The following is a 22,726-nucleotide window of genomic DNA, read 5'->3' as shown; positions in this document are numbered from 1 at the left end:
TCATACAAAAAAATAAAAAAGATAGCAATACACTTATATATTGCTATCTTTTTTATTTTTTCATACATCTAATTCTATTACAGATTTGTTAAAGGTCATCTCTTCATACACCTTTAAATTTTGATATATAGATTCTAATAATGGTGCCGCTATAGAAAATTTCTCTGCTACATCCAGTAAATATCCTTGCAAGTGCTTCCCTTCAATAAACGAACCCTTTTCCATATCACGTTGCATTGATGACTTCATATCATACGAAATTTTATCAATCGTTTTCATATGTTCCTGGGCAATATTAGCCTTTACTGGAGCTCCTAATACTCTCATGATTTGTACAGATTCCTCAAACACATTACGGATAAAATCACGGCCGCCTTCACTTTCACGGATTGGTCCAATTGGTGCACGCATTAACGTTGTCACACCTGACATTACAGTAATAAATAAATATTTATGCCACATATCTTGCGTAATATTTTCACTTAAAACAAAACTAGATTTCGTACCTGAAAATGCTTTAGAAATATGCTTTACTCTCTCTGAATTTTGAGACTTAATTTCTCCAAACACAAGTCTGTTGGCAGCGCTGGTTTGTACAATTTCTCCTTGATCGTTTAACGTCGTCTCGATAAAGCATAAACCACCAATTACTTTTTCTTCGCCGAATTCTTTTTGTAATAGCGATAAATGAGCGATACCATTTAACAATGGAATGATTACAGTATTTTCGCCAACAAACGGCTTCAAATCTTGAATTGCCTCGTTTAAGTGATACGCTTTTGTTGAAAATAAAATAACATCAAATGGAGAAGTTCGCTCTTCTTTCGTTATTAATTTCGGTCGGAAGGAAAAATCCCCGTTAACACTTCGGATTACAAGTCCTCTTTCCTCTAATTGTTTTTTCCGTTTACTACGAACAAGAAACGTGACATCTTCTCCCTTCTCGACTAATCTGCCACCAAAAAATCCTCCGACTCCACCAGCGCCTAATACTAAAATCCGCATACAGCATCCCCCTTTTCAAAATACAATTTTATAACTTTTAGTATACATAACATTATACATGTTCCCTGCTAAATAAGCTGAATTTTCACTCTCAATTGAGTATAAAAGAGTGGTTATTTTCAAATAAATTTGGGCATGTTGTTTCTATAGCATATATGGAAAGGACACAATGTAGATGGAGGCAATACAATCAATTGAGGAAAAAGGTGTAGCAACAGCTATATTTCAATTTATATTCCCGTTTTCGTTTAAAGCTGGATATGAACAAGAGATGTTCCCTTTCTTACAAAAAAACGATTTTCGTCCTTTTCGGCTCGATCATCTCGATGATGAAAATACATATTATGGGGAGTTTAAAGTTTCACATCAAAATATGGAAGCATACTATCTTTCATTTACAAATAAAATTCTCTTTCCTCACTCAGAGCATCAAAAGGGCTTGCAACGTTATTCAAAGGACCTTAACTTAACTGGACATTTAACAACAAACCTTATTTCAATTCCATTCAAGATACACTCTATTGATGTCACACTTTGTCCTTATGAACTTGGCTTCTTAACAATTCGAACAGAAGTAAACACTGCTCCAAACATGACTTTATCTGAAGCAATCGAATTCGCTGCTCGCTTCCGTGTACTTGAAACTAAAAATGATACAAATGAGACTATTTGTATTGAATGTAACGGAAAAAAGTATTCCCAAGTTGAAAAATTCATTTTTGGTTATTTATTTCATGGTGTAACTGATTTCTTTGAAAAGAAGAGATTAAGAAGTTCATACTTTCAAACCTTCCCTTTCTTCGAAGACCAAAGAATGTACGTCCAAACTTTATTGTCACTAAAAGAAGGTATGGAGCTTAATGAAGTGGATGTTTATCGTACTTCTAGTCTTTCCGGATTAACAAGTGATGGTAAGCCATATGTGAGCGCAAATAACCTTCCTTACATTCATGACTATTTAAAAAAACACGCTTACCAGAGATGGACTCCAAATCGTTATTTCATAATGGAAGAACATATTTTTACATGTGTAACAAATGAAGGAGAACGTAAAATCGCTAAACTTGCTAGTCAAATGTACGGAGAATTTTATTACGCTTTATTATTAAACCTATTCCATAAAATTGTTTTATTAAAAATGGCTAACGCCTATGCTGAGCTAAACATTGAACAAGATACTAATGAAATAGAGAAATTAATTTATTCGATCAATTCGTTCACTGCTAATTATTTTTCTTTAGAATTAGTATCCCAATCACAAAGTGAAGATATTTTCTTTCGTTTAAGAAAACTTTTTAATATTGAGGTTCTATACTCGAACGCGAAACAAAATCTTGATAGTTTGTTTAAATATCAAGAAAATGTCGCCTCTAAAAAAGATAGCCTCTTATTATTAATTTTAACGCTCTACTCTGTAGTGGGCCAAATGTTAGGGTTTACTATGATTGACCTTTTCAGAAACACCGATTCAAACAAAATATCGTCACCTCTTGAATTTTTCGCTCTATTAATTGCGATTAGCGGCATTGTCATTTCACTTATTTTAGGAGCCCAAAGTTTATACCAATGGGGTCTACAGCATAAACGAAGAAAAGCTTGGGTAAAACAAACTGTACTTTCTGCCGTTAAAGAGAAAGAAGATAAAAATTAAAAAAGGTTATTTTCAAATTCTTGGCGCGCTGCATTAAGTGAAATTTTTATGAGCGATTTTCCGATTATATCGGCGCAACTCGAAATATATCAGCGATTTTTTTAATATATCGACTTACCGACAAATGACAGGACCGGATAATAAAAAAAGGGTGCTCCAAAATAAAACTTGGAGTACCCCTTTTATTATACGAATTCAGTTTACTTCCCTGCTTCGATTTGCTCTAATGCAGCAGCTACTTGCTCTTCCGTTAATTCATGTTGTATTACGTAGCGGTTACGTGGACTTACACGACATTCATGAGAACATGCACGTAAATATTTCGCTTCGTTTTCTTCAGAACATAAAATTTTCTTATTACATTCTGGATTTGAACAGTTTACATAGCGCTCACAAGGTTCACCTGTAAAGTGGTCTTTACCAACGATAACATGTTCTTTTTGGTTTACTGGTACAGCAATACGCTCATCGAACACGTAACATTGTCCATCCCAAAGCTCACCTTGTACCTCTGGGTCTTTTCCGTACGTTACAATTCCGCCGTGAAGCTGACTTACATCTTCATAGCCTTCACGAACTAACCAACCAGAAAACTTCTCACAACGAATTCCGCCTGTACAATAAGTTAAAATCTTTTTACCTTCAAGTACTTCTTTATTTTCACGAATCCAATCTGGTAATTCACGGAATGATTCGATATCAGGTTTAATCGCACCTTTGAAGTGACCTAAATCAAACTCATAATCATTTCGTGCATCAATGATAACTGTATCTTCTTGTTTCATTGCTTCATAAAAATCTTTTGGCTCTAAATACTTCCCAGTTATTTCGTGTGGGTTAATGTCATCTTCTAGACGAAGTGTAACTAACTCTGGACGAGGACGCACGTGCATTTTCTTGAATGCATGACCATCAGCTTCATCTATTTTAAATACGATACCGTCAAAACGTGGATCATTGTTCATTGCTTCCATGTATTTCTCTGTTTGTTCTACAGTTCCAGAACAAGTTCCGTTAATACCTTCTTTCGCTACAAGAATTCTTCCTTTTAATTCAAGTGAATTACAAAATTCTAAATGCTCTGCCGCGAATTCTTCTGGGTTTTCAATTGTTGTGTACATGTAATATAGTAATACTCTGTATGGTTTTGTAGTTGCCAATGTATTTCTACCACCTATCTAATTTTTAAAATCATGTATAAGTTAACGTTCATATCAAAACATATATAATAAGAAAATGAATCCCATTTTCTTTTCTTTATACTATTTTCTATCAGTTAACAAAAATAAAAAACAAGATTACACATCAAAACACTATGGTTATGTTGTAATCCCAATATATTATATATCATACAAATGCAATTCCATCAATTAATATGCTGGATTATCGGCTTTATGTTCACATAAATTTCAAAATTGACCCTTTAATTTATTATGTTTCCCCACGTCATCACACCATAAACTCCCAATTTATTTTACGTTATCACACCATCCATTGCATAAAGGCATATAATTTGCATTAAGGAAACTTTCGTGTTCAAATGAAATTATCATATAACATATCTAAATGTATTGAAATAATGAGTAAGAATAAATACAATAATTTCATCAAGTTAACATTTTAAAGGGGAAAACTACTATGAATAAAGATATAACAAAAGATGAACATCTCCCTTCTGAAAGTACAACCGTACAATCAGCTCACTTAGCTTTAAGTGGAGAAACAAAAGGCTGGAAAAGACTGTTACCATTTTTAGGACCCGCTTTTATAGCGTCCGTTGCTTATATTGATCCTGGCAACTTTGCTACAAATATCGCAGCTGGTTCACAATATGGATATTTACTATTATGGGTTATACTCGCCTCTAACTTAATGGCTGTATTAATCCAAACTTTATCAGCTAAATTAGGAATTGCTACAGGAAACAATTTACCCGAAATAGCTCGTGAAAACTTTCCAAAGCCTGTGTCTATCGGTTTATGGATACAAGGTGAACTAGTTATTATGGCTACAGATTTAGCGGAATTTATTGGAGCTGCATTGGGGCTTTACTTACTATTTGGAATCCCGATGCTACCTGCCGCTTTAATTACAGCAGCCGGATCATTTATTATCCTTGAATTTCAACGTAGAGGATTTCGTCCACTAGAAGCTATTATTACAGGAATGATTTTCATTGTAGTAATTGCTTTTGGGATTCAAGTTTTTTATGCAAAACCAGAATTAAGTCCCCTTCTTTCAGGACTATTTATTCCAAAATTCCAAGGTGTAGACAGTATATTACTTGCAGCAGGGATTTTAGGTGCGACAGTTATGCCGCATGCAATATACTTGCATTCTGCATTAACACAACGCCGTGTGGTCGGAACAACTGACGAACAAAAGAAAAAGATTTTTCGTTTCGAATTTATCGATATTATTATTGCAATGGTTATTGCTGGAGCAATTAATGCAAGTATGTTAATTGTTGCTGCTGCACTATTCTTTAAAAACGGCTTGCACGTTGAAGATTTAGATGTTGCTTACACTCAATTTACCAACTTAGTAGGTCCTGTATCAGCTGCTTTGTTTGGAATTGGGCTCTTATCAGCAGGACTATCTAGCTCTTCTGTCGGTACAATGTCGGGTGATATTATTATGCAAGGTTTCATTCGCATGCATATTCCGTTATACTTACGCCGATTTATTACAATGATTCCACCATTAGTTATTATCGCTTTAGGTGTAAATCCAACTTACGCTCTAGTCATGAGCCAAGTCGTCTTATCATTCGGTATTGCATTTGCACTAGTGCCACTTATTATGTTTACAAGTAACAAAAAGATTATGGGTGCACTCGTTAACCACCGTATAACAACATTTATCGCTTGGATAATTGCAGCACTCGTTATCGTTTTAAATATCTTCTTACTGTATCAAACATTTGTAGGGTAATGAAAAAAGGGTATTCCAATTTTAATTTGGAGTACCCTTTTTTTCATTATTTGTATTAATCCTATAAAGTCTTTTTAAAATAAATTTTACAATCTATTTCCAGCCAATAACTTCCTTACACCTTGAATAATCTTTATTTTCAGATTAAATTATATAATAACAAATACATTCTATTTTCATGTGAAAAGGAGCGAAAATATGTTTCCTTTATTAAAAACTGAAAGACTTATTTTAAGAGAACTTACCGAAGAAGATGCACCGCGTATACTACAATGCTTTTCTAATACTAATGTACTGCGCTATTATGGCCAAAAACCGTTACAAGATGTTGATCAAGTGAAACAAATCATTCATAACTTTAAGTTGAGTTACAATGCAAGAAACGGTATAAAATGGGGAATCGAATTAAAAGACAAGAAAGAACTCATCGGTACCATTGGTTTTCACGATTGGTCTTCTGAGCATAAACGAGCCAATATAAGTTATGCCTTTTTGCCTGAACACTGGGGAAAAGGATATGCGACTGAAGCTGTTTCTGAGGTTATATCATACGGTTTCCATACGATTCATTTAAAGCGGATTGGGGCAATTGTATTTCTTGAAAATGAAGCTTCCAATAAAGTGCTATTAAAACTAGGTTTTGAAAAAGAAGGAGTTCTAAAAAATTATATGTATCAAGATGATATCCCATATGATACGAATTTTTACGCTTTATTAAAATCGGTTTAATAGAATTCCTGTGTAAAAAACCTTACTTTTAAAAAGTAAGGTTTTTTGTATTTATTCATTAGCAATATAAGCATTCTTATAAGTATAAATACCACCAAATTGATGCTTTTCAATTCCTTTTACATAATCCTTTTGTACATATGCTGAGCCAATATGATAAAGCGGCGCCACCGCAGCATCTTCTAATAATACCTGCTCGGCTTCTCGCAACGCTTTCCATCGATTTTCCGTATCTAGTACAAAATCCGTTTTCGCTTTCTTTATTAATTCATCGTAACGAACATTAGAATAATTCATTTTATTATTCGGATTCCCTGTCGTAAATAACTCTAAATAACTAATTGGGTCTTTATAGTCAGGTCCCCAATTTGCCATAGTTATATCGTAATCACCTATTTGTTCTAACTGTAATTTTTGCTTAAATGGCTGTTGTTTAATTTGTATCGTTAACCCTTGCAAATTCTTCTCTAAATCACCTTTTATATATTCTGCCATACGTATTGCGTTATCTTGTTCGAACGTTAAGAACTCTAGGTTTACTTGTTCTACCCCAAGCTCTTTTTTCGCTTCTTCCCAAAGTTTTTTCGCATTTTGCAAATCATATGAGGAAATATCTCCATTTTCTTTTCTAAAATCTTTACCAGTCACTTCATTTACATGACCAACTGGTACAAGTCCACTTGCAGGTTTTGCTCCGTTATTAATAAAGTGAGCAACGAAATCATCTTTATTTAACGCTAATGAAATAGATTGACGCACCTTTTTATTTGCTAACGCGTTATTTTTTTCATTAAAACGAAGCATAGCAATTCCAGGATCACTCGACATATGTAATTCCTTATTCCCTTTATACTTGTCTACAACTTGCGAATTAATAGGTACTCGATCTAAATCTCCGGCTTCATATAAATTTACAGCTGTCATTGTATCCTTTACGATATGAAAGTTTATTTCGTCTAATTTCACTTTCTTTCGATCCCAATATGTAGCATTCTTCTTTAATTGAAACTCTTGTTCATGCTTCCATTTTTCTAATACAAATGGACCGTTATATATGAGATTACTAGGTTCCAATGCATAATTGTTTCCTTGTTCGTTCAAAAATGATTCATGCTGTGGTAAGTATATAGGTAGTGCTAACAACTGTAAAAAATACGGAACTGGCTGTTCGAGTTCAACTTCTAACGTATAATTATTTATTGCTTTAACCCCAAGTGCATCAAGAGGCATTGTTCCCTTATTAATCTCTTTCGCATTTTTCACATAAAAGAGCATGTATGCATATTGAGATGCCGTTTCAGGATTAATTGCACGTTTCCATGCAAATATAAAATCATTTGCTGTCACACTGTCTCCATTTGACCATTTTGCATCTTTACGCAAATCAAATGTATATTTCTTACCATCTTCACTTCTTTTAAACGATCTTGCTACTGCTGGAATAGGCTGATCTTGATCATTTAATACATATAACCCCTCAAATATATTCTGCATAACGTGGGCTGATGTACCATCCATTGTTTTCGCAGTGTCCAGAGAAGGAATTTCTTCTGATACTGTTACATTTAACACTTGTTTTTTAACCTCTGTATCACTTTTATTCGCTTTATTATTACAAGCTGTTAATAATAAAGATGTAACAAGTGCCATTACCATTAAATGGCTCTTTTTTCGCTTCATGAGTTGTTCTCCTTAAATATAAAATATTATAAAGCGTAATATATTATAGCAGAAATACTAACAGAAAGATGCGACATTCTTTTGAATATTTATTCGTTCAAGAAAAAAGCTATCCTTTTAAAAGGATAGCTTTTTCAACTGCCGCATAATTATCTATCTTTGCAAACCTCGTTTATAACGACTTGCTTCAAATATAATACGCTCTTCATCTAACGTTTTACATTCACCATTCCAAACGACACGTTTTCCGTTAATAATTACATCGCTTATATCTTTACCACTCGCAGCATATACAAGGTGTGATAACACTTCATCCGCTGGTTGTAAATGCGGCTTATTAGACGGGTCAATCGTAATAAAATCAGCACACTTACCAGCTTCTAGTGACCCTGTTTGTTTCATCCCGATTACTTCAGCAGCCCCTTTAGTCGCAAGTGTAAGAGCTGTTTCAACTGGTAATGCTGTTGCATCTTGGTGAATACCTTTTTGTAGTAAAGTCGCTATGCGCATTTCTTCAAACATGTCTAAATTATTGTTAGACGCAACACTATCTGTTGCAATTCCTACTTTTATTCCTGCTTCTAGCATCGCTTTTACATTCGCTATACCAGAACCTAGTTTTAAATTACTATTCGGATTATGAGCTACTCGAACGTCATGTTCTGCTAAAAATGCACGCTCATCGTCATTTAATACTACACCGTGTGCAATAACTGTTGGGCGTTTAAACAATCCGCAGCTCGCTGCATATTCTACTGGACGTTTTCCATATTGTGCTTCAATATCACGTACTTCACGCTCTGTTTCAGAAAGATGGATATGAACCATCGTTTGATTCTCTACTGCAATCCGTGCGCACTCTTCTAACAATTCTGTACTACATGTATATGGACTATGTGGTGCAACCATCGTAGTTAACATGTCACTTTCGTTATAGTAACGCTTCACATATTTCTCAGCTTCTTCAATCGCTTTCTTTTCATCGTCTTTCGTTCCGAAGCTAAATAAAGTCCTTGAAACAGCAGCTCGCATCCCGCTCCTTGATACCGTTTCCATAATTGCGTCTTGATCTACTCCAATTGGATTAAACATGTCAGAGAATGATGTTGTACCACTTTTCACCATCTCAAGTAATCCTAATTCCGTACTAGCGACCGCAATTTGGGGAGTAAATTGACTTTCCAGTGGCCAAATTCTCGTCTCAAGCCATGGCTGTAATAACATATCATCTCCAATACCTCTTAGGAGACTCATTACAACGTGTGTATGTGTATTTACAAGCCCTGGTAAAACCCACTTTCCTTTCATGTCAATTACTTCATCTACTTCAAATTCATTAGCGAATTCTCCGCTCTTTACATCTATAATTTGATCATTTTCTACAATGATATATCCATTTTCTATCACTTCGTTTTGTTCATTCATCGTTACAATTGTAGCGTTTACATAAGTTGTTTTCAAAAGTATTTCCCCTTTCAACTCTATGAAGTTCCCTTTAATAAGTTACCACCATTATAGTAACTTATTAAAGATTAAGAGTCAAAAGATAATTTTAATTCTTTCGTTATTTTTCCCTTCAAAATGCTATATTGTTTTTCATTTGTATCTGCAAATGCTTCTTCCCAATTTGACTTTTCATCCATATAATTCAATTTCCCATTGAATTGAGTCTCTGTAAAATCAAATCTCTGCCCATCTATAAAGTTATAAAAATGCCACACGCACCCTATTTTTGTCTTTTTAATTTTCCCTCCACATATATCTTGAACGACTAGAGCCGTTACACCACACTGTCCCTTTGCTGGATTTTCAATTGTCCACTTTGAACTTGTTTCTATTGACCAAGATCTTATTAACGCCTCATATATTTGCTTTTTCTTTACATCATCCATTCTAATCTTCCCCTACTATTAATAGTTTTACACATCATATTTCAAAAGAGGCAGTAAACGACCCTTAAAGACAGTTGATGGTGTCTCTCCTATTAACTGTGCTCCCATTTTCAAGTAATATCCTTTTGCATTCGGATCACTATCAATTGTAAAACTTTTTAATCCTAGTTCATTGGCTTTTTCTATTACATACTCCCAAAGTATTTTCCCGTAACCTTTTCCTTTGTAATGAGGATGAATGTACAAGAAATCGAGAGCTTTATCATTACGTAAAAATGAGAAAAAACCAATCTTCGCATTATCGTTTACTAAAACATATACAAAATTATTTTTTATGTACTCTTCCGTAATTGTTAAATCTTCCTTACAAGCAAGTATGAATTCTTCACTATAATTCCACGTTGCTTTTGAATGTAGTGCGAGTTCACTTAATTCATTTGCTTCACTTAATAATACTTCTCTTATCTTCATGATTCTTTTTCCTCACTTTCAATATGTACACTACTAAATTGATTCGGAAAGCACTTCAAAAAAACCTTTAATTTCCATAAATTAGAAATTAATTTTATAAATCTTTATTATAATCAGTACGATTTTCAACAATTTTTTTAAAGAAAAAGAACGCCATCCCTAAAAGTTGGCGTTCTCTTTTTCTAAAATTTAATCTTCAAGCTCACTCATTCGTTTTACTATTTCGTACGATACAAACCTATACAGTTTCTACTACCGCTTCAAGCATTGTTCCATTTTTAGCATAGTTCGTATGCCAAGAAAAAGCTTTTTCTAAAATATGAGGAGTTTGTCCACCTCTTGTTTTTGCTTCTTCGTAATAAGCACGTAGTTGATCACGATACATTGGATGTGCGCAATTCTCAATAATAAGTTCCACTCTTTCTCTTGGCGCAAGTCCCCTTAAGTCGGCATACCCTTGTTCAGTGACGATAACATCTACATCATGTTCAGTATGGTCTACATGAGAAACGAAAGGAACGATACTTGAAATGTTACCACCTTTCGCAATTGATTTAGTAACAAAGATAGCTAGGCGAGCATTTCTTGCAAAATCACCAGACCCACCAATACCATTCATCATTTTTGTACCTAAAACGTGAGTAGAGTTAACATTTCCGTATATATCTAATTCTAATGCAGTATTAATTGAGATTAATCCAAGGCGACGAATGATTTCAGGATGATTGGAAATCTCTTGTGGACGCATCATTAATTTGTCACGATATTTTTCAAAGTTAGAAAATACTTGTTGCATTTTCTCTTCAGAAAGCGTGATAGAACAACAAGAAGCAAAATAGACTTTTCCAGCATCCATAAGATCAAAAACTGCATCTTGTAAAACCTCGGAATATACTTCTAAATCTTCAAATTCTGAATCTAACATTCCATGCAATACGGCGTTAGCCACTGAACCAATTCCTGATTGTAACGGCGCTAAACGATTTGTTAATCGGCCTACTTTGACTTCTTCTCGAAGGAATTCTATTAAATGCTGTGCCATAATAACAGTTTCTTCATCCGGAGGAACAATTGTCGATGGCGAATCCAATTGATTCGTAAACACAATTCCCTTTACTTTTTCAGGATCAATTGGAATACCGATTGTTCCAATTCGGTCATCTGTTTTCACAAGCGGAATTGGAAGCCTCTCCCCTTGTTTACCTGGTTCATATAGATCATGTAGCCCCTCTAATTGCGCGGATTGAGCCATATTCATTTCAATAATAATAGACTTAGCATTTAAGGAAAACGCTAAGGAATTTCCAATTGAAGTGGTTGGAATAATCATTCCGTCCTCTGTAATCGCAACCGCTTCCAAAATAGCGAAATCTATATCCAGAACGTCAGCACGGAGTAACTCTGCTGTATGAGACAAGTGTTGATCCACAAATAAAAAGTCTCCGTTATTAATTCCTTTTCGCATAGTAGCGTCAGCTTGGAAAGGTAATCTTTTCCCTAAAATTCCTGCCTCAGCAAATAATTTGTCTACATCCGATCCTAAAGAAGCCCCAGTATAAACATTTACTTTAAAAGATTCATCATTCTTAACTCGGTTTACAAGCGCAAATGGGACTGCTTTTACATCACCTGCACGTGTAAACCCACTTAAACCTAAAGTCATTCCACTTTGAATCCAGGAAGCTGCTTCTTCAGGTGTAACTACCCGATCTTTTAGACGTTGATCTCTGATTCTATCTAAATTGTTCTCCATATGTAATCCCTCTCTCATTGAATATTCGTAATTATTTTACACATTAACACTATCAAAATAGGGATTTTAGTATACAATGCCGAAAATTCAGACAGAACAGCAAATCTAGGTTCTAAAGCAGAAAAATTTAGAATCCTAGAAGTTTACGGAAATAACTAGCGTATGATTGACTAACTGGTACTCTCTCACCATTATCCATCGAAAGTACAAAAGTAGAATGGGTATCAGGATAAATCGCTTTAATATGATTAACATTTACAATAAACGAACGGTGACATCTAATAAATGAATCTTTCGGAAGCAAGTATTCGAATTCTTGCAGAGAGTATTTATGTGTTCCTGATAACTCTTCTGAATTCACATACGTCTTTTTATCTTTAGCCTCTAAATACATAACCTTTGAAAAAGGAACCGGAATCCAGCCGTCTGTTGTTTTTAAAGTAACAACTGACTTTCCATCCGTTAAAGCTGGATAAATTGCCGTCACGCACCCTTCAAGCTTTCCATTGTTTGAAAATGGTACAGCCATTCCATGATAAGGAATACCAAAAACATCCCGATTAATAAACTCAGAGGTTTTTTGATTCATCACCATCGCTTTATGAGCAATCGTTCCTTCCTTTATAGGATCCCCGACACTAATCTTTAAATCAATTCGTTTACTTGGCCGATAGTAAATATATTCTTTCGTATTCGAAACAGCAATTGAAATTTCATCTGAAAATAGTTCCCCAACAACATCTAGTAATAAACCTAACGTTCTATCTTCCATTCTATTAACACCTCATTCACTATTATACTACTATTATGAACGAGCATCTGTTGCTTTATAAAAAGTTTAATTTTAAATTACTTTTAAAATTAGTTTTATTCACTATTACTTCGTTACTACAAAAAACCTCACTTCAGAAAAGTGAGGTTTCCTCTCATACAATATTTTTTTATTTTTTATTAAGTAAAGTGAATTTAAGAATTTATTGCCCCTATTTCTGTATAATAAATAATCCCAAACTACAAACAGTTTGGGATTATCTTTCTCATTTATTGTGCGCATCTAACCACGAAATTAAATCTTTAAATACTTCATCCTTATTTACTTCATGAAACATTTCATGTCTACCATTTTCATATAAACGTAGTGTCACGTCTTTCACACCACATTTTTTATAGTTTTCATATACTTCTTTTACACCTTTCCCCATATCGCCAACAGGATCACGATCACCAGAGAATATATGTATTGGAAGATTCTTTGGCGTCTTCTTGTATTCTTCTAGTTTATTTACTTCTAATACACCAGAAAATAATTCTCGGTAAAAACTCGTCGTACAAATGAAACCACATAACGGATCCGCAATATATTTATCAACTTGATTATTATCTGAAGATAACCAATCAAATTTTGTACGATTTGGCTTAAAGTTCGAATTGAAGTTTCCGAAAGATAAAAAGTTTAACATTGGACTTTTCGTTTTTGCCCCACGCAATTTCATTTCGATTGTTGCTACTTTATGACCAATAGCTCCTAAAAGCCCTGGATTTCCACCTGTTCCTGAAATCAGAAATCCATCATATAATTCGCCTCTAAGTTGTACAGCACGTCTTGATAAAAAAGAACCCATACTATGTCCAAGTAAAAACAAAGGACTTGACTGCTCTTCTTTTATCTTTTCTGAAACAAAGATAACATCCGATACAACTTGATTCCACCCTATATTTGGTTCAAAATGACCATAATCTTCTTCTTTTTTTACTGTTTTCCCATGTCCTTTATGATCATGCGCATAAACACCATACCCCGCTTCCAATAAAGCATCTACAAATTCTGTATACACCCCTGCATGCTCTGTCATGCCATGTGCAATTTGAATAATTCCTCTCGGATCTCCTTCTGGTAACCACTTACGCAAATAAATTTCCGATCCATCCAATGCCGTAACGAAACTTTCCTGTACATTCATTTCGTCAGCCCCCAACTCTATTATGTATAGCTTTAAGAAAATGAATATCCATTCACTTTTCTTATTTTATATTATATGTAATTGCTTTCATTATGACAAATGATGTATTTTTCAGACTTGCTTTTAAACTAATTTCTTGACGAATTCAAAATAAAATTATATAGTTACTTACATAAAGTAACTATATAATTTTTAGGAGGTTCCTACTATTATGATGCCATCATTATTTTTAGCACATGGTTCGCCTATGCTCGCTATTCAAGATACAGACTATACACGATTTTTAAAAACACTTGGAGAAACATATAAACCGAAAGCAATTGTTATTTTCACTGCTCATTGGGAAAGTGAAGTATTAACGATTTCCTCATCAGATAACGAGTATGAAACAATTTATGATTTTGGAGGTTTTCCCCCTGAGTTATACGAAATCAAATATCGTGCGAAAGGCTCTTCTCATATTGCATCTATTTTAGAAACAAAATTTAAGAACAAAGGTATTTCAGTCCATCATAATATGACGAGAGGTTTAGATCATGGTTCATGGACACTCCTGCACCGCATGTATCCAGAAGCAAATATTCCTGTCGTGCAAATATCAGTCAATCCATTCCTTTCTGCAAAAGAACAATTTGAAATTGGAGAAGCACTTAAAGGACTCGGACAAGAAGATATTTTAGTAATCGGGAGTGGCGTTACCGTTCATAATTTACGAGCACTGAAATGGAATCAAACTACACCTGAAAAATGGGCAATTGAATTTGATGATTGGATTATTAAACATATGCAGAATAACGATAAAGATGCATTGTTTAATTGGGAGAAAAATGCTCCTCATGCACAATTAGCAGTACCAAGAGCAGAACATTTTGTTCCTTTATTTATCGCTATGGGAAGTGGTGAAAATAGCGGTGAAGTCATTCACCGTAGTTACGAGCTTGGTACATTAAGTTATCTTTGTCTTCGATTTTAAAGAAAAGGATGAAGCACATGCTGCTTCATCCTTTTTCTTTTTCATTCACTTAGTTAACTAACTTCCAAATGTCGTTTCTCTGATACCTCTTCGTTCTTATTATGAAAATAAACCCAAATACACGCAATAAATAATAGTGAAGATGTAGAGAGGAAAACATATTGGAAACCTGCATGCGCTGCAATTTGTCCCCCGAGCACTGGACCAATCATATTTCCTAAAAACTGAAATGATTGATTATATCCAAATATTCGTCCCGTAACATGGGTTGGTGTATGTTGTTTTAGTAGAGTTTGTACGGAAGGTAATAATCCTGCTTGTGCGATACCTAATAAAAATCGAAGAATTAATAGTTGCCAAGCTGACGTTACAAATGCTTGCGGGATAAAAATAATTCCTGCAGCAAATAACGCTACAACTAACGTTTTTTGAGGACCGATATGATCTGATAATCTTCCTAGTCTTGGTGCTGCCAAAATAACTGCTAATCCTGTCGCTGACATAACTGCACCCGCAATTGTTTCAATATGTGTAGTATGAGGACCTACTAAATTTTTCACGTACAATGTAACAATTGGTTGAACTGACATATTAGCAAGTTGAATAATAAATGTTGTTACAAATAAACTAATAATTAAATGCTTCGCTGGGACCATCGTCCATACTTTTTTCGGCTGTGTTTTTTTTGCTTGAGCAGAGTGATTTTCTTCATGCAGGAAGAAAAAAACGATGAGAAAGGAAAGGAATAAAAAAGCTCCCGTAACAAGAAAGACATGACGCATTCCAATTAACTCAGACAAATAACCGCCAAGTAACGGGCCAAGTAACGAACCGCTCACACCACCAGTTGAAATTGTGGAAATCGCCCAACCTGAATGTTCTTTCGGAGTTTCTGCTGCAATAAATGTCATCGCTGTTGAAAGGAAACCAGATACTGCTCCCATTAAAAATCTTAGTGCGACTAGTTGATACACATCCGTTACAAACCCCATAAGCGTCATAATAATCGCCATACCGAGGCTAGCACGAATAAGCATCAATTTCCGTCCATGTATATCACCAAGCTTTCCCCATATTGGCGATACGATCGCACCCATTAAAAATGTTACACCAAATGCAAGTCCCGACCACTGTGCAATGCTTGAAGTGCCAGTTACTCCTAATTCCTCAATATAAAAAGATAAGAAAGGAATTACTAAACTCATACCGGCTGCAGTGGTAAAACAACCTAGCCAACAAATCATTAAATTCCGTTTCCAGCTGGCCATTTTCACACCTTCTTTCTTTAGATACCCATTCTACACCCTTTCTTGTAAAAAGTTTAGTAATTTGCTTTATATGCAAGATTTACTACAAAACCCGCTATTTTCTAGTAAAAAACACTACATCTCTACATCATTTTCATAATAAAACCAACTCCTCTATATGAAGTTGGTTACTTATTATCTATCGGTATTAAACGAGCATTACAATTTCTCTCGTAAAACTCAATGGGACCTGCTTGTCCAATAATCGCATATTCATATCCATCTTGCTTCATATTATATAAACAATGATGCAATAATTCTTTTCCTACACCTTTCACACGATTTTGTTTCGCTATGCCCATTGGACCAAACAAGCCTTTCTTTCCTCTCACTACATCGTAACAGGCGAAACCAACTATTACTTCCTCCTGCTGTGCAATATAGATAGGTAACTTTTCGTTATATGTCCGAAATCCATAATCAACCGACTGTAACCACCGTTCACCAAATTCATCCACTACAAATCGTGATAACTTATCAAAATCAGAAGGACTAACTCTTCTTACATGACAAAATAATGTATTATAAATAGATTTAAAACTATTTAAATCAACCGCTAAGTCTCTCGGTGCAGCTGTAATACGTAATATATCTTTTTGCATTTGTGTATGTATAAATCCACCAATATTTGTATCTACACGAAATAATGCATACATAACATGTCCTTCATTTACTACTACTTGCTGAAAGCGTTCCATACGTTTCTTCGCTATTTGTAAAATTTCTATCGCCTTATAAGATAGTTTATATTGCCCTATTTTTTTATACTCTTGATTATGTAAATCGAATTGTTTTCGTAACGAAAGTTTTTCTAAAAAATCTGGACCGACTTTGTGAAACAAATACATAAATAACTCAGCGCAAACTCCTGTACCTTCTTTACACATACCTATAAACAGATGGACTGGGTGAATTATGTTATACTCACTCTCTTTTGCTGCAATCTCCAATATTTTATGCACACGTTTTGTAAATTGAAATTCCTCCATATGTGTTTCCATCCTCTACTAATTTACTAACAAACCGTAACCATAAATAATTGAAACAATTACACCCACTACCAATATACCTGGAAGTAAATTTGCCACCTTGATTTTAATAATACTAAGCAAGTTCAATCCAATAGCAGATATCATAATGCCGCCCGTAGCCGTCATCTCCACTATAAATTTGTTCATTAATTCTTTCGAGACAAAACTATTAATTTGTGTTGCAAAAACTGCAATACCACCTTCATATAAAACAACTGGAATCGCCGAAAATACTACGCCAATTCCTAGAGTTGTCGTTAATATAATAGAAATAAATCCATCGATAATCGCCTTTGTAAATAAAATATCATGATTTCCGCGAATCCCACTGTCAAGTGCACCAAGTATCCCCATCGCGCCAATTGCAAAAATTAAAGTAGCTGTTACAAAACCTTCTGATATGCTACCTTTCCCTTTCGATCCAACTTTATTTTCTAGCCAATCCCCTAAATGTTTTAACTTTTCTTCTAATTGTAACCATTCTCCAATTACCGTACCAATCACTAAACTCAGTATGACAACAAGAAAGTTTTCACTTTTTAATGCCATTTGAAGCCCAAGCACAGTAACCGCTAAACCGATTGCGTGCATTATCGTCCCTTTCATACTTTCTGGAATCCTGCTAAATAATTTACCAAGTAAAGTACCAAATATAATACAAATTCCATTTACAACTGCTCCTAATATAACCATTTCTCATTCTTCACCCTTCGAATTCTTTATTTCTATATTTTGGTTTATACATTGATTTACAGGTTATCTATATGTTAACTTAATATTGAGAATATTAACAAATGTTTTCCACTACATAACCCGCTATTTTTTGTAACTTTAATTACCTTTAATAGATTCAGTGTTAATTTAATTGCGGGATAATATTAAAAGGGAAGGTATATATGAAAACTTTACTAAAACGATTTTTGTTAATAGCCTTTTTCATTACACCGATTGTTTTATTAATCAATTACTCTTTTATTTCAAAAGCAAAAGACAAACCCGATTTGCAAAACAAATCTAGTAAAACCGCTTCAAAAAGCGAAAAGAAAATAGAAGACCAAGAAATCACACTCACCTTCTCTGGTGATACAATGTTTGATTGGCAATTACGTCCTATAATCGAAAAGAATGGGGCTGATTACCCATTCCAACATGTGAAAGAAGAAATAAAAAAAGCTGATATTTCTTTTGTGAATTTAGAGTCGGCATTTACAACGAAAGAAAAGAAAGCACCTGGGCAACTGTTTTGGATTAAAAGTGATCCATCTACACTACAAGCTATTAAAAACACTGGATATGACATCGTAAATATTGGGAATAACCACACACTTGATTATGGGCAAGATGGATTATTAGATACGATTTCTCACGTAGAAAAATTAAAGTTCCCTTACATTGGAGCCGGAAAAAATGCGAAAGATGCATATACAGCACGAGAAATGACCGTAAAAGGGAAAAAGTTTAAATTTCTTTCCTTCGTTCGATTTATGCCTGATTCTAATTGGGTAGCTGGTGAGAATAAACCTGGCGTTGCGAATGGCTATGATTTAAATCTTGTAACAAAAACAATTAAAGAACAAAAACAAGATGCAGACTATTTAATCGTCTATATGCATTGGGGCGTTGAAAAATCAAATCGTCCGGTAGAATACCAAAAGCAATATGTACCTAAAATGGTTGAAGCAGGAGCTAACGCAATTGTCGGAAGCCATCCACATTGGTTACAAGGGTTTGAGTATTATAATAAAGTTCCTATCGCTTACTCATTAGGTAACTTTTTATTCCCGAGTTATGTGAATGGGAAAAGCGCTGAAACTGGCGTATTAACTTTAACTTTTAAAGGAAAGGATGTCCAAATGTCATTCAATCCTTATACCATTCGCAACAACCAAGTTTCCCCTGTAAATGAGGGAGAAAAGAAAAAAGCTCTTCAATATTTACAAACAATTTCAACTGATGTAGAAATTGATGATACAGGGAAAATAAAAAACAAACGAAACTAGACAGCTCAAGATCTATTTCTCTGTAATATACTTTACAGAATAGGTGATAAACATGCTGAAAGACTTATTAGAAAATGTAAGTTTGTTAGAAAACGTTTATAAAATGTCTATAGCAGTTCTACTTTTATGTTCCTTTTATTCTGTGAGACTATTTAAAAAATAAAGCGAGAGAGAAATCTTACTCCTTTTGAATTTACAATGTATGTAATCATTCGTATTGCGATACTCTTTTGGTTAGCTAGCTTTATTCTTCTTGAATTTAATGAGTACCTAGTTTAACTATAAAAAAGATAGAACAAGCACTATATTCAATCGCTTGTATCTATCTTTTTTATTTAGATGCTAACTCTTCCCTTCTATTAAATAAGCAAATCAAACAAAACAGGGTTTTTATTAAGCTCCATAAATTGAATATTATTTTCTTTAAAGCGAGTAATTAATTGCTCATAATCTCCTTTATGTTTTAATTCTACTCCGACTAATGCTGGACCATTTTCTTTATTATGTTTCTTAATATACTCAAAGCGCGTAATGTCATCTTCTGGTCCTAATCCTTTATCAAGAAATTCTCTTAGCGCACCTGAACGTTGCGGAAATTCAATGATAAAGTAATGTTTCAGTCCTTCATAAATGAGCGAACGCTCTTTCATTTCTTGCATTCTATCAATATCATTATTTCCACCACTTAGCGTACATACAACTGTTTTACCTTTTATTTCATCTCTATATAAATCAAGCGCTGCAATAGAGAGTGCACCAGCCGGTTCAGCTACAATCGCATTTTTCTTATACAGTTCTAAAATCGTCGTACAAACTTTCCCCTCTGGTACTAAAATAATATCGTCAATTACATCTTTACAAGTTTCAAATGTTAACTTTCCTACTTTTTTAACAGCTGCCCCATCAACAAAGCTATCTATTTTCTCCAATGCTACATTTTCATTTTGAAGAAAAGCCTCTTTCATAGATGCAGCTCCCATTGGCTCTACACCAATAACCTTTGTAGTAGGACTAACACCTTTTACATATGTACCAACTCCTGATGCTAATCCACCACCACCGATTGCTGTAAAGATATAATCAACCGGTTTCTCCATATCATGCATAATTTCAACTGCCACTGTCCCTTGACCAGCAACTACATACGGATCATCAAACGGATGAACAAATGTCATTCTATTTTCTTCACAATAACACTGTGCTTCTTGGAAAGAGCTATCGAATGTATCACCAACTAATACAATCTCTGCGAAATCACCACCGAAAAATTGTACTTGTGATACTTTTTGTTTCGGTGTTGTTGTGGGCATAAATATTTTTGACGGAATCTTCAATAAATTACACGTATAAGCAACTCCTTGCGCATGATTACCAGCACTTGCACAAACAACACCGTTTTGTAACTTTTCTTTCGGTAAACTTTGAATCAAATTGTATGCACCACGAATTTTGAAAGAGCGAATTAATTGTAAGTCTTCTCGTTTTACATAAACGTCACAATCATATTTCTCAGATAAAACTGTATCACGTTGTAACGGTGTTTTAATAACGATATCTTTCATGCAATTATGGGCCATTAAGATATCTTCAATTTTCACTCTCTCCTTTACCTTTTGCACCATTATATATCATCCTTATCTCTTTTAAATTGGCTCAATCAAAATGTGGGATTTTCAGAACAGCCCCTGTATTCGCCGATGTTACCATTTGTGCATAACGTCCAAGCCAGCCAGTTTTCACTTTTGGTTCTGGTCGTTTCCATTCTTTTTTACGCTTTTCTAATTCCTCATCACTCACCCTTACTTCTAGCAAGCGTTCTTCAACATCAATACATACAATATCCCCTTGTTCAAGAAGTGCAATCATCCCGCCCGCTGCTGCTTCTGGTGAAATATGTCCTACTGAAATTCCACGTGAAGCTCCAGAAAAACGTCCATCTGTTAATAATGCAACCTCAGCACCTAATCCCATTCCAGCAATTGCTGATGTTGGGGCTAACATTTCTGGCATACCAGGGCCACCTCTTGGTCCTTCATAACGAATGACAACTACATCTCCTTTTTTCACTTTCCCAAGCATAATACCCGCAAGTGCCTCATCTTGTGAATTAAAAATAACGCAAGGCCCTTCAAAACGCTTTACCTCTGTTGCACCGCTTTTAATAACCGCTCCATCTTTAGCAAGATTTCCTTTTAATATACGTAAGCCCCCCTCTTCACTATGAGGGTTTTCGAGAGAGTGAATAACCTCCTTATCTTTAATCTCTGCCTCAGCGATATTTTCTCTTAATGTTTGCCCAGTAGCAGTTATTCGATCAAGATGAAGTACTCCTTCTTTCCGGCTCATCTCTTTCAAAATTGCACTAATCCCGCCCGCACGATCAATATCTTCCATATGCCAATTTGAGGCTGGACTTACTTTACATAAATGAGGTACACGTCTTGAAACTGCATCAATACGGTTCATATCATAATCTAGTCCTGCCTCTTGTGCGAGTGCTAGCGTATGTAATACTGTATTCGTTGATCCACCCATCGCCATATCAAGTGCAAAAGCATCGTCAATTGCTTCTTCTGTTACAATATCACGCGGCTTAATATCTCTTTCAATTAAAATTTTCAATTTCTCTGCTGCTTGTTTAATTAACTCTTCACGTCTTGGATCAATTGCTAAAATACTCCCGTTACCAGGAAGAGCTAAACCTAATACTTCACATAAACAATTCATAGAGTTCGCGGTAAACATACCCGAACAAGAGCCACAAGATGGACAGCCATGATCTTCAATATCTTTTAATTCTTCTTCTGAAATTTTCCCAGATTGATAAGCTCCTACCCCTTCAAAAACAGAGCTTAAATCAACAACTTCTCCTTTTGACGTTTTTCCAGCCGCCATCGGGCCGCCTGAAACAAACACAGTCGGAATATTAATACGTAGTGCAGCCATCATCATACCTGGTGTAATTTTGTCACAGTTTGGGATACAAATCATGCCGTCAAACCAGTGTGCATTTACAACCGTTTCTACTGAATCTGCAATAATTTCACGACTCGGAAGAGAATAACGCATACCGATATGTCCCATCGCAATACCATCGTCAACTCCAATTGTATTGAATTCGAATGGTACCATACCTGCCGCGCGAACTGCCTCTTTTACAAGTTTCCCAAACTCGTTCAAGTGTTTATGCCCTGGAATAATTTCAATAAAAGAATTACAAATCGCTATGAAAGGTTTATCAAAATCTTCATCTTTCAAACCAGTTGCTTTTAATAAACTACGGTGCGGTGCTTTATCAAAACCTTTTTTAATCATGTCACTTCTCATCTTGTCAAATCC

At 34.8% G+C, this 22,726-nt stretch carries 19 protein-coding genes and 1 pseudogene; 6 read left to right on the top strand and 14 right to left on the bottom strand.

Translation table 11 applies throughout. From position 1 onward, the window contains the following. Positions 1 to 60 precede the first annotated feature (60 nt). Entirely contained in the window at positions 61 to 1,005 is a 945-nt protein-coding gene (gene panE / locus V7S45_RS08890) for a 2-dehydropantoate 2-reductase (protein ID WP_001221912.1), read from the bottom strand. Between the two features lie 175 nt (positions 1,006 to 1,180). Here panE and V7S45_RS08885 point away from each other — a divergent pair, with 175 nt between their 5' ends. Next, positions 1,181 to 2,656, top strand: coding sequence for a hypothetical protein (locus V7S45_RS08885; protein WP_342761745.1), 1,476 nt, complete (start codon positions 1,181 to 1,183; stop codon positions 2,654 to 2,656). 200 nt (positions 2,657 to 2,856) lie between these two features. Here V7S45_RS08885 and V7S45_RS08880 read toward each other — a convergent pair whose 3' ends face one another. After that, positions 2,857 to 3,816, bottom strand: coding sequence for a rhodanese-related sulfurtransferase (locus tag V7S45_RS08880; protein WP_000246231.1), 960 nt, complete (start codon positions 3,814 to 3,816; stop codon positions 2,857 to 2,859). 478 nt (positions 3,817 to 4,294) lie between these two features. Between V7S45_RS08880 and V7S45_RS08875 the strand changes: the two genes are divergently transcribed. Together V7S45_RS08875 and V7S45_RS08870 are read left to right on the top strand one after the other, a co-directional pair. Further along, positions 4,295 to 5,590: an Nramp family divalent metal transporter gene (locus tag V7S45_RS08875; protein WP_001030679.1), complete on the top strand. Its 1,296-nt coding sequence runs from the start codon at positions 4,295 to 4,297 to the stop codon at positions 5,588 to 5,590. 198 nt (positions 5,591 to 5,788) lie between these two features. After that, positions 5,789 to 6,319, top strand: coding sequence for a GNAT family N-acetyltransferase (locus V7S45_RS08870; RefSeq protein ID WP_000484220.1), 531 nt, complete (start codon positions 5,789 to 5,791; stop codon positions 6,317 to 6,319). Positions 6,320 to 6,370: 51 nt separating this feature from the next. On the opposite strand, the gene V7S45_RS08865 is transcribed toward V7S45_RS08870, so the two are convergent. The 7 genes from V7S45_RS08865 to V7S45_RS08835 all read right to left on the bottom strand — a co-directional run bounded on the left by V7S45_RS08865 (position 6,371) and on the right by V7S45_RS08835 (position 14,076). Beyond that, complete coding sequence (locus V7S45_RS08865; RefSeq protein ID WP_000823515.1) at positions 6,371 to 7,999, bottom strand: peptide ABC transporter substrate-binding protein; 1,629 nt, start codon at positions 7,997 to 7,999, stop codon at positions 6,371 to 6,373. A gap of 153 nt (positions 8,000 to 8,152) precedes the next feature. Then, positions 8,153 to 9,478 (bottom strand): bifunctional S-methyl-5'-thioadenosine deaminase/S-adenosylhomocysteine deaminase, encoded by a 1,326-nt coding sequence (locus tag V7S45_RS08860; protein WP_025687230.1) that lies wholly within the window; start codon positions 9,476 to 9,478, stop codon positions 8,153 to 8,155. A 53-nt stretch (positions 9,479 to 9,531) separates the two neighbouring features. Beyond that, positions 9,532 to 9,891, bottom strand: a complete 360-nt coding sequence (locus tag V7S45_RS08855; RefSeq protein ID WP_017657317.1) for a hypothetical protein — start codon at positions 9,889 to 9,891, stop codon at positions 9,532 to 9,534. A 27-nt stretch (positions 9,892 to 9,918) separates the two neighbouring features. After that, the gene (locus V7S45_RS08850) at positions 9,919 to 10,362 is read right to left on the bottom strand and encodes a GNAT family N-acetyltransferase (RefSeq protein WP_000701928.1); all 444 of its coding nucleotides are present in this window, start codon (positions 10,360 to 10,362) and stop codon (positions 9,919 to 9,921) included. A 238-nt stretch (positions 10,363 to 10,600) separates the two neighbouring features. Next, complete coding sequence (locus V7S45_RS08845) at positions 10,601 to 12,115, bottom strand: acetyl-CoA hydrolase/transferase family protein (RefSeq protein ID WP_342761744.1); 1,515 nt, start codon at positions 12,113 to 12,115, stop codon at positions 10,601 to 10,603. 127 nt (positions 12,116 to 12,242) lie between these two features. After that, the gene (locus V7S45_RS08840; RefSeq protein ID WP_000390209.1) at positions 12,243 to 12,887 is read right to left on the bottom strand and encodes a LytTR family DNA-binding domain-containing protein; all 645 of its coding nucleotides are present in this window, start codon (positions 12,885 to 12,887) and stop codon (positions 12,243 to 12,245) included. 265 nt (positions 12,888 to 13,152) lie between these two features. After that, entirely contained in the window at positions 13,153 to 14,076 is a 924-nt protein-coding gene (locus V7S45_RS08835; RefSeq protein WP_001102581.1) for an alpha/beta hydrolase, read from the bottom strand. A 211-nt stretch (positions 14,077 to 14,287) separates the two neighbouring features. On the opposite strand from V7S45_RS08835, the gene V7S45_RS08830 reads away from it, so the two are divergent. Then, positions 14,288 to 15,049, top strand: a complete 762-nt coding sequence (locus V7S45_RS08830; protein ID WP_000982899.1) for a class III extradiol ring-cleavage dioxygenase — start codon at positions 14,288 to 14,290, stop codon at positions 15,047 to 15,049. 53 nt (positions 15,050 to 15,102) lie between these two features. Here V7S45_RS08830 and V7S45_RS08825 read toward each other — a convergent pair whose 3' ends face one another. From V7S45_RS08825 to V7S45_RS08815, 3 genes are all read right to left on the bottom strand, one after another. After that, positions 15,103 to 16,317 (bottom strand): multidrug efflux MFS transporter, encoded by a 1,215-nt coding sequence (locus tag V7S45_RS08825; RefSeq protein WP_342761743.1) that lies wholly within the window; start codon positions 16,315 to 16,317, stop codon positions 15,103 to 15,105. Between the two features lie 167 nt (positions 16,318 to 16,484). Further along, entirely contained in the window at positions 16,485 to 17,345 is an 861-nt protein-coding gene (locus V7S45_RS08820) for a GNAT family N-acetyltransferase (protein WP_000390857.1), read from the bottom strand. A gap of 18 nt (positions 17,346 to 17,363) precedes the next feature. Next, positions 17,364 to 18,080 (bottom strand): DUF554 family protein, encoded by a 717-nt coding sequence (locus V7S45_RS08815; protein ID WP_025687235.1) that lies wholly within the window; start codon positions 18,078 to 18,080, stop codon positions 17,364 to 17,366. A 203-nt stretch (positions 18,081 to 18,283) separates the two neighbouring features. On the opposite strand from V7S45_RS08815, the gene V7S45_RS08810 reads away from it, so the two are divergent. Further along, positions 18,284 to 19,387 carry a CapA family protein gene (locus V7S45_RS08810; protein WP_000854540.1) on the top strand — a complete coding sequence of 368 codons (1,104 nt, stop codon included), beginning with the start codon at positions 18,284 to 18,286 and terminating at the stop codon, positions 19,385 to 19,387. A 52-nt stretch (positions 19,388 to 19,439) separates the two neighbouring features. Then, a pseudogene (locus V7S45_RS08805) lies at positions 19,440 to 19,666 on the top strand (hypothetical protein). An 80-nt stretch (positions 19,667 to 19,746) separates the two neighbouring features. Here the strand turns inward: V7S45_RS08805 and ilvA are convergent. Then, complete coding sequence (gene ilvA / locus V7S45_RS08800) at positions 19,747 to 21,009, bottom strand: threonine ammonia-lyase IlvA (RefSeq protein WP_000250328.1); 1,263 nt, start codon at positions 21,007 to 21,009, stop codon at positions 19,747 to 19,749. A gap of 31 nt (positions 21,010 to 21,040) precedes the next feature. Next, positions 21,041 to 22,714, bottom strand: coding sequence for a dihydroxy-acid dehydratase (gene ilvD, locus V7S45_RS08795; RefSeq protein WP_001255814.1), 1,674 nt, complete (start codon positions 22,712 to 22,714; stop codon positions 21,041 to 21,043). Positions 22,715 to 22,726: the final 12 nt, after the last annotated feature.

The sequence above is a fragment of the Bacillus sp. BR3(2024) genome, from assembly GCF_039134555.1.
GTDB classification, from domain to species: domain Bacteria; phylum Bacillota; class Bacilli; order Bacillales; family Bacillaceae_G; genus Bacillus_A; species Bacillus_A cereus.
This window is presented reverse-complemented; position numbering and strand designations above follow the sequence as displayed.

Coding starts and splice junctions, on each gene's coding strand:
- ilvD (WP_001255814.1), bottom strand. CDS start 22,714: ATGAGAAGTGACATGATTAAAAAAGGTTTTGATAAAGCACCGCACCGT.
- ilvA (WP_000250328.1), bottom strand. CDS start 21,009: ATGGTGCAAAAGGTAAAGGAGAGAGTGAAAATTGAAGATATCTTAATG.
- V7S45_RS08855 (WP_017657317.1), bottom strand. CDS start 9,891: ATGGATGATGTAAAGAAAAAGCAAATATATGAGGCGTTAATAAGATCT.
- V7S45_RS08845 (WP_342761744.1), bottom strand. CDS start 12,115: ATGGAGAACAATTTAGATAGAATCAGAGATCAACGTCTAAAAGATCGG.
- V7S45_RS08825 (WP_342761743.1), bottom strand. CDS start 16,317: ATGGCCAGCTGGAAACGGAATTTAATGATTTGTTGGCTAGGTTGTTTT.
- V7S45_RS08870 (WP_000484220.1), top strand. CDS start 5,789: ATGTTTCCTTTATTAAAAACTGAAAGACTTATTTTAAGAGAACTTACC.
- V7S45_RS08830 (WP_000982899.1), top strand. CDS start 14,288: ATGATGCCATCATTATTTTTAGCACATGGTTCGCCTATGCTCGCTATT.
- V7S45_RS08810 (WP_000854540.1), top strand. CDS start 18,284: ATGAAAACTTTACTAAAACGATTTTTGTTAATAGCCTTTTTCATTACA.
- V7S45_RS08840 (WP_000390209.1), bottom strand. CDS start 12,887: ATGGAAGATAGAACGTTAGGTTTATTACTAGATGTTGTTGGGGAACTA.
- V7S45_RS08850 (WP_000701928.1), bottom strand. CDS start 10,362: ATGAAGATAAGAGAAGTATTATTAAGTGAAGCAAATGAATTAAGTGAA.
- V7S45_RS08835 (WP_001102581.1), bottom strand. CDS start 14,076: ATGAATGTACAGGAAAGTTTCGTTACGGCATTGGATGGATCGGAAATT.
- V7S45_RS08865 (WP_000823515.1), bottom strand. CDS start 7,999: ATGAAGCGAAAAAAGAGCCATTTAATGGTAATGGCACTTGTTACATCT.
- V7S45_RS08820 (WP_000390857.1), bottom strand. CDS start 17,345: ATGGAGGAATTTCAATTTACAAAACGTGTGCATAAAATATTGGAGATT.
- V7S45_RS08875 (WP_001030679.1), top strand. CDS start 4,295: ATGAATAAAGATATAACAAAAGATGAACATCTCCCTTCTGAAAGTACA.
- panE (WP_001221912.1), bottom strand. CDS start 1,005: ATGCGGATTTTAGTATTAGGCGCTGGTGGAGTCGGAGGATTTTTTGGT.
- V7S45_RS08885 (WP_342761745.1), top strand. CDS start 1,181: ATGGAGGCAATACAATCAATTGAGGAAAAAGGTGTAGCAACAGCTATA.
- V7S45_RS08815 (WP_025687235.1), bottom strand. CDS start 18,080: ATGGTTATATTAGGAGCAGTTGTAAATGGAATTTGTATTATATTTGGT.